Annotated in this window: 16 protein-coding genes; 9 read left to right on the top strand and 7 right to left on the bottom strand. The window is 64.6% G+C overall.

Annotation, left to right across the window (positions count from 1 at the left end; translation table 11 throughout):
* Positions 1-12 precede the first annotated feature (12 nt).
* Positions 13-1,176 carry a hypothetical protein gene (locus tag IPN02_16725; protein ID MBK9298435.1) on the top strand — a complete coding sequence of 388 codons (1,164 nt, stop codon included), beginning with the start codon at positions 13-15 and terminating at the stop codon, positions 1,174-1,176.
* A 7-nt stretch (positions 1,177-1,183) separates the two neighbouring features.
* Here IPN02_16725 and IPN02_16720 read toward each other — a convergent pair whose 3' ends face one another.
* From IPN02_16720 to IPN02_16710, 3 genes are read right to left on the bottom strand one after another with little or no spacing between them, the layout of a single operon-like run.
* Positions 1,184-1,846, bottom strand: coding sequence for a nitroreductase family protein (locus tag IPN02_16720; GenBank protein ID MBK9298434.1), 663 nt, complete (start codon positions 1,844-1,846; stop codon positions 1,184-1,186).
* Between the two features lie 13 nt (positions 1,847-1,859).
* The gene (locus IPN02_16715; protein ID MBK9298433.1) at positions 1,860-2,990 is read right to left on the bottom strand and encodes an acyl-CoA dehydrogenase family protein; all 1,131 of its coding nucleotides are present in this window, start codon (positions 2,988-2,990) and stop codon (positions 1,860-1,862) included.
* Entirely contained in the window at positions 2,987-4,162 is a 1,176-nt protein-coding gene (locus IPN02_16710) for a hypothetical protein (protein MBK9298432.1), read from the bottom strand. Before IPN02_16710 ends, IPN02_16715 begins: the two co-directional genes overlap by 4 nt.
* 63 nt (positions 4,163-4,225) lie before the next feature.
* On the opposite strand from IPN02_16710, the gene IPN02_16705 reads away from it, so the two are divergent.
* The 5 genes from IPN02_16705 (at position 4,226) to IPN02_16685 (ending at position 7,237) form a co-directional block, all read left to right on the top strand.
* Positions 4,226-5,809 carry an ABC-F family ATP-binding cassette domain-containing protein gene (locus IPN02_16705; GenBank protein MBK9298431.1) on the top strand — a complete coding sequence of 528 codons (1,584 nt, stop codon included), beginning with the start codon at positions 4,226-4,228 and terminating at the stop codon, positions 5,807-5,809.
* Positions 5,810-5,856: 47 nt separating this feature from the next.
* Positions 5,857-6,078: a hypothetical protein gene (locus IPN02_16700; GenBank protein MBK9298430.1), complete on the top strand. Its 222-nt coding sequence runs from the start codon at positions 5,857-5,859 to the stop codon at positions 6,076-6,078.
* Positions 6,065-6,379: a type II toxin-antitoxin system PemK/MazF family toxin gene (locus IPN02_16695; GenBank protein MBK9298429.1), complete on the top strand. Its 315-nt coding sequence runs from the start codon at positions 6,065-6,067 to the stop codon at positions 6,377-6,379. Before IPN02_16700 ends, IPN02_16695 begins: the two co-directional genes overlap by 14 nt.
* A 124-nt stretch (positions 6,380-6,503) precedes the next feature.
* Positions 6,504-6,881 carry a nitroreductase family deazaflavin-dependent oxidoreductase gene (locus IPN02_16690; protein MBK9298428.1) on the top strand — a complete coding sequence of 126 codons (378 nt, stop codon included), beginning with the start codon at positions 6,504-6,506 and terminating at the stop codon, positions 6,879-6,881.
* A gap of 20 nt (positions 6,882-6,901) precedes the next feature.
* The gene (locus IPN02_16685; protein MBK9298427.1) at positions 6,902-7,237 is read left to right on the top strand and encodes a DoxX family protein; all 336 of its coding nucleotides are present in this window, start codon (positions 6,902-6,904) and stop codon (positions 7,235-7,237) included.
* On the opposite strand, the gene IPN02_16680 is transcribed toward IPN02_16685, so the two are convergent.
* The 4 genes from IPN02_16680 to IPN02_16665 all read right to left on the bottom strand — a co-directional run bounded on the left by IPN02_16680 (position 7,217) and on the right by IPN02_16665 (position 10,613).
* On the bottom strand, positions 7,217-7,639 hold the full coding sequence (locus tag IPN02_16680; protein MBK9298426.1) for a DoxX family protein: 423 nt from the start codon (positions 7,637-7,639) through the stop codon (positions 7,217-7,219). The two genes, IPN02_16685 and IPN02_16680, sit on opposite strands and share 21 nt — an antisense overlap.
* 108 nt (positions 7,640-7,747) lie before the next feature.
* On the bottom strand, positions 7,748-9,247 hold the full coding sequence (locus IPN02_16675) for a cryptochrome/photolyase family protein (protein MBK9298425.1): 1,500 nt from the start codon (positions 9,245-9,247) through the stop codon (positions 7,748-7,750).
* Complete coding sequence (locus tag IPN02_16670; protein MBK9298424.1) at positions 9,244-10,164, bottom strand: DUF2236 domain-containing protein; 921 nt, start codon at positions 10,162-10,164, stop codon at positions 9,244-9,246. Before IPN02_16670 ends, IPN02_16675 begins: the two co-directional genes overlap by 4 nt.
* The gene (locus tag IPN02_16665; protein ID MBK9298423.1) at positions 10,161-10,613 is read right to left on the bottom strand and encodes an SRPBCC family protein; all 453 of its coding nucleotides are present in this window, start codon (positions 10,611-10,613) and stop codon (positions 10,161-10,163) included. Before IPN02_16665 ends, IPN02_16670 begins: the two co-directional genes overlap by 4 nt.
* Positions 10,614-10,680: 67 nt before the next feature.
* On the opposite strand from IPN02_16665, the gene IPN02_16660 reads away from it, so the two are divergent.
* From IPN02_16660 to IPN02_16650, 3 genes are all read left to right on the top strand, one after another.
* Entirely contained in the window at positions 10,681-11,385 is a 705-nt protein-coding gene (locus tag IPN02_16660) for an SDR family NAD(P)-dependent oxidoreductase (protein ID MBK9298422.1), read from the top strand.
* A 157-nt stretch (positions 11,386-11,542) separates the two neighbouring features.
* On the top strand, positions 11,543-11,974 hold the full coding sequence (locus IPN02_16655; protein MBK9298421.1) for a peptidoglycan-binding protein: 432 nt from the start codon (positions 11,543-11,545) through the stop codon (positions 11,972-11,974).
* 362 nt (positions 11,975-12,336) lie between these two features.
* A complete protein-coding gene (locus IPN02_16650; GenBank protein MBK9298420.1) occupies positions 12,337-12,786 on the top strand; it encodes a peptidoglycan-binding protein in 450 nt (149 codons plus the stop codon).
* Positions 12,787-12,905 lie beyond the last annotated feature (119 nt).

The following is a 12,905-nucleotide window of genomic DNA, read 5'->3' as shown; positions in this document are numbered from 1 at the left end:
ACGATCGAGCCCATGGCACGCCAAACCGGCACGTATCCCGTCGAGCTGGGTTTCCTACCGGATGCGTTTGCGACTCCTGACGTCGACCACCCAGGGTTGCTACGGGCAGGTGAGCGTGCGTCCGCACCGTACGGAGACGAGAGCGTCGAGTTTCACGAGTGCCCGGCGACCGACTGCGATCAGGACGGCGACATTGGCACCGACCTGCTCGGCGCCGGCTTCGATACCGTCGACCTGACGCCGTTCGCCGCCCTTCAGAGCGTCCTGGGGCGTGTTGACGAAGCCGGCAACATGAACGACTCCGACGCCGAAGCGGTCCAGGCAGCGCTGGAAGGCGCGGTGCTGCAGTGCCGCAGTGGGCTGACGCTGACGGTGCTGTACGTGGCCGATGAGGGCCAGTTCATACGCACCGCCGGGCCGAACCGGATGTCGATGGTGCCACCCCGGTCGATCGGCAGGAACGACCACGGCCCTGCCACCTCGGTCCACGGCGACCAGGACGTGTTCGGGACGCCGATACGACAGTTGATGGGTGGCGAGGCGCCCACGCTGTTTCGTCATGACTCGCCCGGCGTTCACAATCACGAACCCTCGTTGATGCTGGTCAACCTGTGGATTCCGTTGCAGCAGATCACCCAGCCGCTGGTGCTCGCCGACGGACGCAGCATCGACCGGAGGAGCCACCAGCTCCGCTACGGGCTCGCCACCGACTCGTTCCTGGAGCGCGAGGACGACGCGGCCATCAACGACATCTGGATGTTCCTGCACGACCCGGACCAGCGCTGGTTCTTCCGTTCCGAGATGGACCACCGCTCCGCCTACGTGTTCAACACGTTGAGCACGCCCCACGGCGCCGGTGTGCTCCCGGGCGAGAGCCTCGCAGAACGCTGCTTTCGGGCGCTGGAGGCGGGGGAGTCGGCGGCCGAGCGAGGCGACGCCGACGGGCTCGTCGACGCGCTGGCCGACATCGACGAAACCCGAGCACCTGACGAGGCGACCCCGGCGCTGCGCCGGGCGATCGAGGGCATGCTCGCCCTGGCCGACGAGGCGCGCTCCGATCCCGAGGCGGTATGCGGCCCGAGGTCTCAGGACTGGGTGGCGAGTTCACAAGCCGCTCGTCGCAGCGTCGTCCGCCGATCGCTCGAGTTGCGGGTCGTGGTGTCGGTCGACAGGTAAGCGCTCTTTAGCGTGAGGTGCCCGACCATGGTGTGGTGAACGCGTCGCGTGCCGCCATCGCATCCGGGCCCTTTCGGGTGATGGGTCCGTGGCCGCGACCGACCGGGTAGCCGATCGGCACGAGCGCGACGGTTGCCCACGAGTCCGGAATGTCCAAAAGGTCTTTCACCTCGGGTTCGCGAAGGCAGTGCAGCGTGGTCAGCGTGCAGCCGAGCCCTTCGGCGACACACGCCAACATGGCATTTTGCACCGCCGGATAGACCGAGGCGCCGCCGACCATGCTGATGCGATCGAGGTTGGCGTCGGTGATGGCCATGGCCGCCGGGTTGGCGCAGAACACGAGAATCGCGGGTGCCTCGTGCAGGTGGTTCGCAAGATGGTCGCCCGCACTCACCACCCGGCGCTGCGGTTCGGCTACATCATCGGGGAGGCCGTCGAGACGGGCGAGAACCTGCGCGGCGTAGCGTTGCCATTCCGGGCGATAGATCGCCTGGAGCCCGGCCCTCACGTCTGGGTCGGTGGCGACGATCACCTTCCATGGCTGTGTGTTGCCGCCGGTCGGTGCCCAGCAGGCGGCTTGAAGCACCCGATCGAGCACAACGTCCGGGATCGGGTCGGGTCGCAGCCTCCGAACCGCTCGAAGCGTGCTCATGGCGTCATACAGCTGCATGGGGTGCCTGCTTTCAGGGTTGGGGCCGTGGTTCACGCGGCAGGCCGAGGAGGCGTTCGCCGATGATGTTGCGCTGAATCTCCGAGGTGCCGCCGCCGATGGTGAGCGCTCGGCTGAACAGGTAGGCCCAATGCCAGGGGTCTGTCGTTTCGGCTTCCTCGTTTTGAATCCCGAGCATGCCGGCGGGCCCGGCGAGGTCACAGATGAGATCGAGAAGTGCCTGGGCGTTGGCATCGGCTTTCGCCTTGCGAATCGATGCGAAGGGCGACGGATCCTCACCCCGGAGCATCGCGTCGACGATCTTCTGGGTCAGCAGGTTGGTCACGAACCCGTCGCTGTACACCTTGGCCGCCTGCTGACGGCTCACCGGCGTGCCGGCGGCCGATCTCCGACGAATCTCGTCCATGCACTCCCCGAAGGTCGGCCCCATCCCCCAGAGCACGCCGCCTTCGCTCAGCGCGACCCGCTCGTTGCCCAGCGTGACCGTCGCCAGGCGCCACCCAGAGCCCTCGGCGCCGATCCGGTTCTCGACGGGGATCCGGACCTCGTTGAAGAACGTCTCGTTGAAGTGGTTACCACCGGTCATCTCGATGATCTTGCGCACCTCGACACCGGGGGTGGCCATGTCGACCACGAAGTAGGAGATGCCTTGGTGCTTCGCCACGGTTGCGTCGGTGCGGGCCAGCAGGATTCCCCATTGGGACCGGTTCGCCCACGTCGACCAGATCTTCTGACCGTTGACGACGTAGTGGTCGCCGTCGCGCTCGGCGCTGGTGCGAAGCGAGGCCAGGTCAGAGCCGGCGTCCGGCTCGCTGAACAGCTGGGTCCACATCTCGGTTCCGTCCAGGATGCCCGGAAGCCAGCGTCGGTGTTGAGCCTCGGTGCCCCCGGCCAGGATCGTCGGGCCGGCCCAGCCCAGGCCGATCGTGCTGTCCGGGACCACCACGTTGGCCGCCGCCAACTCCTCGGCGACGAGCAGCTGCAGGTGTGGGTCGGCATGGAGCCCCCAGGGCCGTGGCCAGTGCGGTGCGACCAGCCCGGCCTCGGCCAGTTGGCGGGGGGTGGGGGACCGATGATCAGCGAGCCAGGCCCGGAGCAGCCGCCGCTGTTCGACGGGGTCAAGCTCGTTGGTCAGCTCGTTCACAGAAGTCCCGTGTCCGTCTCGATGCCCAGCCGGAGCCGACCATAGGTTTCGAGCGTTCGAGGTGCGACCATCGCGTGCTGGGTGGCGACAAACGCGTCACGGAACGTTCGCTGCAACGGACACGACTTGTAGACCGCCGCGCCGCCGCCTGCCTTGTACATCAGCTCGGCCACCTCGGCCGCCGTCTGCGTGGCGTGGGTGGCGCTCAACCGAAGCCGGCGCTTCTGTTCGACCGTTGGAGCGCTGCCCGACTCGGCCGTCACCCAGGAGTCGGTGATGGATGCCTCGATGAACGCCCATGCCGAGGCGAGCTTGGCCTCGGCGATCGCAACGTCGGCCTGAACCTGGGGACGCCGGCCGAGCGACTTCGAGCTTCCCTGGGGCTTCTTTGTCCCGGCGAGCTCGACGAGCTCGTCGACGGCCCGCCGGGCGATGCCCATCGCGCAGGAGGCCACGCCGCAGGCGAGCAACCCGAAGAACGAGAACCGCGACAGGCTGCTGTTGTGCCGCACCGTTGCGTCGTCGCCCAACTCCACCCAGCGGCCCTCCGGAACGAACACGTCGTTCACCTGGTAGTCGCCCGAGCCGGTTCCGGACAATCCGGAGACGTCCCAGTTGTCGATGAACTCGACGTCGTCGGGTTGAAAGAAGACGAAGGGGGCCACCAGGCCGTCGGCTCTCGCCTGGGGGGTTCCGTCCTCGCCGACCAGCAGGCAGCCGCCGGCGATCCAGGTGCAGTGACGGGTGCCCGAACCCCACTGCCAGCGGCCGCTCACACGCAGACCTCCGTCGACGGGCGTCGCACGACCGGCCGGCATGGCGAACCCGCCGGCGATGGAGCCGGTGGAACCAAAGACCTCGCTCGCAAACGGATCCGGAAGCATCGATGCCGTGAGGGAGGTCGTCGAGCCGATCATCGAACACCAACCGGCGGCGCCGTCGTGGTACGCCAGCTCCTCAATCACCTCCAGGCTTTCCCATGCCGTGACGCCGGGACCATCGAGATCCGCCGGGACGTACATCCGGAACGCCCCCGTCGGTTTGATCAGCTCGACGACATCGGGTGGAAGGCCGCGCGCCTGCTCGATCTCGGCCGACCGACCCTCAAGCGTCGGACCGATCTGCTTCACGGCGTCCAGCACCTGGTTGGTTCCCATGCCCCGTTTCCCCATGCCCTGTTTCTAGGGGATTCCGAGTGCGTATGCGTCGATTGAGCGGGCGTAGGCTTTCTCGACTTGAGCTGGATACGCCTGAAGAACATCTCCAAGTCCTATGACCGGGTCACGATCTTCCGGGAGATCCACTTCAAATTGAGCCCGGACGACAAGGTCGGGCTCGTCGGCTGTAACGGTGCCGGTAAGACGACGCTGATCAAGCTGATCCTCGGCGAGGAAGCGCCCGACGAGGGCACGGTCGACATCTCGAACGACATCACCATCGGCTACTTCTCGCAGTTCTCCGAACTGGACAGTGACACCACGATCCAGGCCGAACTGGTCGCACTCTTCGGTGAGGTGCACGCGCTCGACGCGCAGATGGACGAGGTCAACGCCGGTTTCGCCAGTGGGCCCGACGAGGCAGAGCTGATGGCGCTGGTCGACCGCCAGGCCGAGTTGTTGGATGCACAAGACCGGGCTGGTACCTGGACCTACGAGAACGACATCGACACCGTGCTGACCAAGCTCGGGTTCTCAGCCGAGCACCGGGAGTTGCCGATCGGTCGGCTTTCCGGCGGTTGGAGAAATCGTGCGGCGCTCGCCAAAGTGATCCTGCAACAACCCCAGGTTCTGCTGATGGACGAGCCGACCAACTACCTCGACATCGCCGGCCTGCGCTGGTTGGAAAGCTGGTTTCAGAAGTTCGATGGTGCGCTCATCGTCATCTCCCACGACCGCCAGTTTCTGGAGGCGGTCTGCAACCGGATCGTCGAGGTCGAGAATCACCGCCTCTACGAGTACGAGGGCGGCTTCGCCAACTACGTACAGAAGAAGCAGATGCGGATCAAGAGCCTCGAGCGGGAGTTTGCCCACGAGGCCGAGCTGCTCGCCTACGAACAGGAGGCGATCTCGAACCGCAAGGAACTGGCGAAGAACCCCAGCCCGGCGCTGCGGCGCCGCCTGGCGAGGGTGAGGAAGAGCGGATCACCCCGCCCCGTCGATCGGATCGTGACCGAGATCTACGCCGGTCTGCACGTGAAGGACAGGCTGTGCGAAGTGACCGGCCTTGGGATGGCCTTCGACGGCCGCAGCTTGTTCGAGGGCCTCAGCTTCGATGTCCACCGCGGCGACCGGATAGCGATCCTCGGCCCCAACGGCTGTGGCAAAACCACCCTGCTCGACGCCCTCGCCGGAGCGCCTGCCTCCAGCGGAGAGGTCAACTGGACCAGCGGCACCAACTACGCCTCGTTCAACCAAGTGGTCGATGAACTCGACCTCGACGACACCGTCGGCCACGCCGTCTCCGCCATGCCGGACAGCCTGGCCTTTCACGCCACCAAGAAGTCGGTCGGACGGTTCCTCGGCCTCTTTCAGTTCTCCGAGCTGGACCGTGCGACCAAGATCCGCGATCTCTCCGGCGGCCAGGCCGCACGGGTGGCGCTCGCCCAATGCCTTCTCTCGGGAGCGGCGGCGATCATGCTCGACGAGCCCACCAACCACCTCGACATGCAGAGCACCCAGGTGATGGAGCGGGCGCTCGCGCACTTTCCCGGCGCCGTGCTGGTCGTGAGCCACGACCGCTTCTTCATCGACAAGGTCGCCAACCGGGTCCTTCGCTTCGACGGCGAGGGCGGTGCGAGCGAACTGCAAGCCGGGGTGTGACCTCAAGGTGGAGCTGATTGGTTTACCTGAGGGGTATACTCAGGAGTATGGCTGCATCAACGACCATGAAGGTTTCGGTCAGCACACGTGATGCGTTGCGACAGCTCGCCGATCGTGACGGACTCACACTCGACGCCCAGCTCGAGAAGCTGATCCGGCGGGAGCGACGTCGCATCATCGGGGCCCAACTCGCAAGTGCTCCCCTCGGCGCCGACGAAGAGGCCGTGCTCGACGCATCGGCGAGCGATGTTGCCGATGCGAGCGGGTGACGTCATCCGCTGCGACTTCGGGACGCCCGCTCGGGGCGAGCCGGGGTTCGTCCGACCCGCGATCGTCGTCACGTCGGACGACGTTCTGGCGTTCCAGCAACACGCGATCGTGGTCGTACCCTGCACGACCACGAGGCGAGGCTGGTTGAGTGAGGTCGATGTCACCGGGTTCGGTGTCGCCCAAGCGCACCTTCCGACCACCATCAGCGTCGATCGCATCGCTGACGTTGGCGACACGAATATCGGACCGCTTGCGTTGCAACAGATCCGAGAATTGATCGCCGACCTGCTTGGATTCTGAGCTCACCGAGAGTGCTGGAGCAGATCGGCAATGGAATCAAAGCCGTCCTGGACGCGCTGGCGGGCCCCTCCTACCACCCAGGCGCGCACCCACAGGTAGCGCGCGTCCGTGGTTGACTGACGGGATGAACTCCCCCGGTGCTGACCGCGCCAAGCATGCAGATCCAAAGCAACTGTTCTTCCGATCGCTGAACCGAGTGGTGAAACCGCTGGTGAAGTCCGGCGTCGGGTCGCCCTTGCCGCTCGGCCTCGGAGCGGTGGTGATGGAGGCAACGGGCAGGGTGTCAGGTGAGCGTCGGGAGGTGCCGCTCCTTGGGCTTCGCCTTGGCGACACGGTGGTGGTGTCGACGGTTCGTGAGCGGTCGCAATGGCTGAAGAACGTCGCAGCCAACGACAAGACCGCTGTTTGGTACTGGGGCCGCAGGCACACCACGACAGCGACCGTGCGGCGCGGCCCGTTGAACGTTGTGACGCTCACCAAGAACGGATCCAAGGCGGGTTAAGCCCGTACCTTGGCCGCTGCATGCTCCTGCTGATACTCACGCTCGTTTCAGCCGGAGCTTTTTTGTACTTCGGATTCGAAGCGTTGTTTGCAGATCGCGTCCGTCAGGAGTTCGAGCGTTACGGCGTCCCGCAGTTCAGAGTCCTGGTTGGCTCGCTGCAGGTCGTCGGCGCGCTGGGTGTGTTGATCGGCTTGGTCAACGACACGATCGGAGCTTTGGCAACCGGAGGCTTGATGCTGATGATGCTGATTGGCGTGATCGTGCGCCTCCGCATTCACGACACGCCTCGGCAGATGGTGCAGGCAGCATCGCTCGCAGTTCTCAACGGGGTGCTACTAGCGCTCCACCTGGGCTGAGTGGGGAAGGCCCACGGTTTGCTCGTCGCTCTCGTCTCCAGCCAGAGCAGCAGCCAGGACGGCACCGGTGAAGACCGAGATGGCGGGGATCGAGCGCTTGAGGGGGTCCTTGACCTTCATGTGCATCCCGATGGCGCCGACCATCAGCGTCGCCAGCCCGGCGGAGGCCGGCCGAGCGAGCTTCGGCTTGACGAGCCCGATCAACATCATGGTTGCGAGGCTCACCTTGGTCGCTCCGACGGCGTACATGACGGGTTCAGGAAGCCCGTACTCTTCAAACTCCTCGCGCATGTTGGTGGCGTTGCCGCCCCGGTAACCGGTGTCCTTGTTGAACCGGTTGAACCAGACGTTGAGAATCCAGAGCGCTGAGCCCGCCTGGCCGATCTTGCCGATGATTTTCATAGGGGTCCTTCGTTGAGGTCACAGCGGATCTGTGAGCACAGCCGCTCCCGGGTCGTCCCGGAGTCAACCAGCGTACGACCCGCCCTCCGCAATCCCCACCGAAGATGCCTACAGGTCTCCTGCATCAAGCGCCGCCAGCACGTCGACGGCGCGCTCGCGGACCGCTGGAAGGTCGGAGAGCCGTCGCATGCCGGCCACTTGTCGGGCCATGCGGTGGTTGCCGGCGAAGACGTCCTCGTGACGGGCAAGAAAGTCCCAATACAAGGTGGTGAACGGGCAGGCATCGTCACCGACCCGCTTTTTGGGGTCATAACGGCAGCCCTTGCAGGAGTCGCTCATCTTGTTGATGTAGGCCCCACCTGAGGCGTACGGCTTGGTCGCCATCCGTCCGCCGTCGGCGTGAAGCGCCATGCCGACGACGTTGGGCACCATGACCCACTCTGCGCCGTCGACGAAGCTCGCCCACATCCAGTCGGTCATCGCCTGAGGGCTGACACCGGCGGTGAGTGCCAGGTTGCCCAGCACCATCAGCCGTTCGATGTGGTGCGCGTAGCCGTGACGTTCGACGTGGCTGATCGTGTTGGCGACACAGGCCATTCCGGTCGACGACTCACCGGTGAACGCAGGCGGCACCGGCCGGTTGGCCTCAAGTCCGTTGGCTTCGCGAAACGATGGCATCCACAGCCAGAACAGGCCCCACACGTACTCGCGCCAGCCGATGACCTGACGCAGAAACCCCTCAACCGAGTTGAGCGGCGCGGTGCCCGCCCGATAGGCGTCGACAACTGCGTCGACGATCTCGGCCGGGTGCAACAGCCCCAAGTTCATCGACGACGACAGGGCCGAGTGAGCCATTTTCCACTCGTCGGCGAGCATGGCGTCCTCGTGTGCACCGAACTGCTGCAAGCCGTTCCCGATGAACTCCTCAAGTCGGATGAGGGCCTGCTCACGACTGATCGGCCACGTACCGTCGGGCGGCGCACCCCAGACATCGGCACCGAGGTCGGCGACGACGGCCCGGTCGATGTCATCGAGCTCGAACCGGGTGAGGGGCGGCCAGGACCTGCCATCCCTGGGCGGGGGTTCCCGGTTGTCGTGGTCGAAGTTCCAGCGACCGCCAACCGGTTCACCATCGGGCTCGATCAGCACGTCGAGCCCGACGCGCTGCCATCGGTAAAAGTCCTCCATCTTGAAGGACCTTCTGTCATTAACCCAGCGGGCGAAATCGTCGTAATGGCAGAGGAACTGGTCGTTGGAGACGAGCTCGACGCCGGCATCGGTCAGCATGGCCCGCCCATCCCAACTCATGGGCTCCATGGCGATGACCTGGCTGACGTCGTTCTCGGCCAGATGGGCTTGGAGCCCGGCACCGAGGGTCGGTGCCCGTCGATGGTCGACCTCGAATCCCTCGGCCCGCAGCTCTGCTGCAAAGTGCGCCATCGCCGACAGCACCAGATGTAGCCGCTGGCGATGCCACCGCTTCCCGCTGGTTTTAGCTTCGCTCGTCACCAGCAGAACCCGGCAGTCACCCGGCTTGCGATCGGCGAGCGCACCGACGGCTCGGTTCAGCTGGTCTCCGAGCACCCAGACGGTGTCGAGCTGCGTCACGGCTTGACCGGGCCGGACGAGGGGAGCGGCTGGCGAAACAGGCCGACCGGGATCGTGGCGTCGCAGCGCACCAACGCCAGATGCCAGGACGGCGACGCCCCAAGGGCCCATCGAAGGGCACCGGTCGCGTTCCTCCCGATTCCGCCCGCCCGCTTTCCCGGCTCGACCCCCAGCTGCTGTCGCATGTCGGAGGGCACCGTCGTCAGGGCGGCGTTGAACAACAGCCGGTAGGCGATTTTGATCGGTGGACTCAGCGGGGGACTCCGAAGAAAGGAGATGGCGTTCCGTTGAGCGTTCGTCACGACGCGGTCGGGGTGGTTGGCGATCCAATCGGTGAGCTCGTCTGATGTTTCGGGAAGCGGATCGGCTCCGAGAAGCCGGCCGATCCGGGTCTGCTCGGCCACGAAACGATCGGCATCGACAGCGCTCAGCCGGGCGGGGCCGAACGCCTGGTAGGCAGCGAGAAACGAGTCGGTCAGGACATTGTGGACCCATGCCGCCATCTCGGGACGGCCGGCGCTGTAGGGCAGGTTGCGCTCGGACGTTCCGTGCACGGGACGATGTGCTCGGCGCACGACCTGGACGGCCGCTTCAACCTCCGGCATCGCCCCATAGGTCGTCTCGGTGACATATACCGAGGTGCGTGACAGCCGTCCGAGGGGATCGGAACGATAGGTGGAGTGGTCCTCCACCCCTGCCACCACCTCGGCGTGGGCGGATTGGATGACGAGCGCCCGGATTCCCCCGACGAACACCGAGGCGTCGCCGAGCACCCGCCACGACACCGAATCGGGGCCCAGAATGCCGGGATCGCCGGGGAAGTCCAGCGTGTTGGCCAGTGGCGTGGGACCGTGTGCAAAGAGTCCCGTCATCGCCGACACGACGGGATCCCTCAGGCTGCGGAGGCTGAGGTTCAACGCTTCTCGACGATCTTTGCCAGCCGGCGCATACCGAATGCGAAACCGAGTGCGCTCAGCTTGCTGACGATAGGTGCGAGAAGTTTGGGCAGGTACGGAACGGTGACCTGCTCGAACCAGTCGACGTTGGAGCCGTCGCCGTGAGGCGAAACGTCGAAGCCGGCCCGACCTCGGAGAACCGGTCCGAGTTTCTCGACTTCACACGAGCCGAGCGCCGTCGCTTCGTCCCACTCGATTGCAGAGATCCGCATGCGGTCGACCAGCGCCAGCTTCCACAAGCCGGTGTATCCGGTGAACGTTGCCCCCTCCACCTGGTAGTCGCTCGAGTCGACTTCCATCCGGGTGGCGGGAATCCATTTGGCGTGGTTGGGCCAGTCGATCATCTCGTCCCAGACCGCTCGAGACGGTGCGTGGAACTGGTGGGAGACGGTGAAGTCGATCAGGGCCATGCGCCAAGGTACCCACATCGGCAGCGGGAGCCATCCGCCGCGCAATACTGGGCCCGAAGGAGGACCAATGGTTGACGAACGTGCGCTGGAAGCCGGGGATCCCATGGCGGGTCGATCGGTGCTCGTGGCCGGGGCAACCGGAGGGTTGGGATCGGCGATCGCCCAAAACCTGGCCCGGCGCAGGGCGGTACTGACGCTGGTGTCCCGTCATCGCGATGCCCTGGCGGCGCTGGACGTGCCCGGTCATCGGCTGGCACTGGATCTCCGAGACCCGCAGGCGTGTGAAGCTGCGGTCCGGGCGGCCGTCGAGCACGCAGGGAAGCTCGACGTCGTGGTGAACGCAGTCGGCGTTGTGGCCTTCGGCCCGATCGAGGACCTCTCGGTCGACAGCATGGAGGAGCTCTTCATGACCAACACCTTCCTCCCGATCCTGCTCGCCAAAGCTGCCCTCGGTGCGCTCAGCAAGGGAGGGGTCATCGTGAACATCCCGGGTGTGATCGCGGAACAGAACCTGCCCGGCATGGCCGCCTACGGGGCCTCCAAGGCCGCAGCGCGGTCCTTCGACGAAGCGCTCGCTCGCGAGGCACGTCGCCGCAAGATCCGCGTGATCGACGCCCGACCGCCACACACCGAGACCGGCTTGGCGAATCGTCCCCTCGAGGGTCAGACACCAAAAATGCCCCACGGTCTGGACCCGGTGGCGGTGGCAGCAACCATCTGCGACGCCCTCGCCGGCGACACCACCGACCTTCCCAGTACAGCGTTCACCTGACAGGCGTCACAGCTAAGTCGTCGTCGATATTGGATGAAAGTATTGACATCGCCCCTGTCCGGTACATACTTAAGAAATCAGGTTCACCAGACGTGAACACGTGAGACTGGCGAGAACCGGCCGCACGGAACATCAAGGATATCGGAAGGTGATTTCAATGGCTGACCCAATCATCACAATTGGCTCCAACGGCGATGCCGTCAAGAAGGCGCAAAAAGCGCTCAATGATCGTGGATGGTGGTTGACAGTAGATAAGATCTTCGGATCATTGACACGAAACGCTGTCGTCGGTTATCAGACGCAACGATCCGTCGGCTCGGGGTGGGAATTCTCGTATCCCTTGAAGGTCGATGGAATCGTTGGCCCAGCAACCTGGTCTCGACTGACGCCGCCCGTGATCAAAAGGAAAGCGACGGGAAACGCCGTGAGGCTCCTGCAAGAACTCCTCAACGGCAATGGGTACAGCCCTGGCCCGATGGACGGAAAATTCGGCCCTCTTACCGAAACCGCTGTCAAGGACTTTCAGCTAGGGTGGCTGACTGTTGATGGAATTGTCGGTGGGAAAACGTGGGCAGCCCTCGGGAGTTGACCGAGTCTTTCGGTGAATCGTGATCCTGGGCGGGAATGCAGGCGGCAATCTGACCGGATGAAACAGCGTCACTGATGCGGGGGGTACAAACCGTTCCTCCCAGCATCAGTGACGACGTCCGCGTCAAACATCGGGGACGTGAGCGTCCTTGGGCTCCTTGGTTGCATGTCCAAGGACGTACCGGTGTAGCCATTTGTTCAGCGGCTGCTCCTCGTCGTTGAGCCGCAGAACGACGTCGTCGGAGCGGGTTGACATCGCTATAGAGATGGTCATAATTGACAGACGAGGTTCACGCGATGTGAACACGTGGGCGGGCGAGAACCAGCCGCACGGAATGACGAGAAAACGATTAGGAGATTCTCATGGCTGACCCCATCATCAAGATTGGCTCAAACGGCGCTGCAGTGAAGAAGGCGCAACAAGCGCTCATCGATCGCTACTACCTCTGGGACGGAACCGCTGACGGTATCTTTGGGCCGGTGACGAGGAAGAACGTCATCAGGTATCAGCTAGACCGCTCTGCTGGCGAGTGGAATGCCTACTCGTACCCCTTGAAGATCGATGGAATCGTCGGCCCAGCAACTTGGTCCAGGCTGACTCCGCCGGTGATCAAGAAGAAGTCTACGGGAAACGCAGTACGGCTCCTTCAGGAGATTCTCAAAAGCTGGGGATACCCGCCGTATGATCCTGGCCCAGTGGATGCCAAATTCGGTTCGCTCACCGAAACCGCCGTTAAAGCCGTTCAGACCGACTATGGCCTCAAGGTCGATGGAATTGTTGGCGCCAAGACATGGGCTGCGGTGGGTAGTTGATCGAGCATCAGTGACGGCGTCCGCGTCGAGCATCTGGATGTGAGGCTGCCTGAGCTACCTTGAACTTCGTGTCTGAGGAGACGGTCCCAAGCCACTTAGTCCAGCGCCTGCTCCTCAAC

Source organism: Candidatus Microthrix subdominans (assembly GCA_016719385.1).
In the GTDB taxonomy this organism is placed as follows: Bacteria; Actinomycetota; Acidimicrobiia; order Acidimicrobiales; family Microtrichaceae; genus Microthrix; species Microthrix subdominans.
The sequence above is the reverse complement of the archived record's forward strand: the minus strand, read 5'-3'. Positions and strand labels throughout refer to the sequence as shown.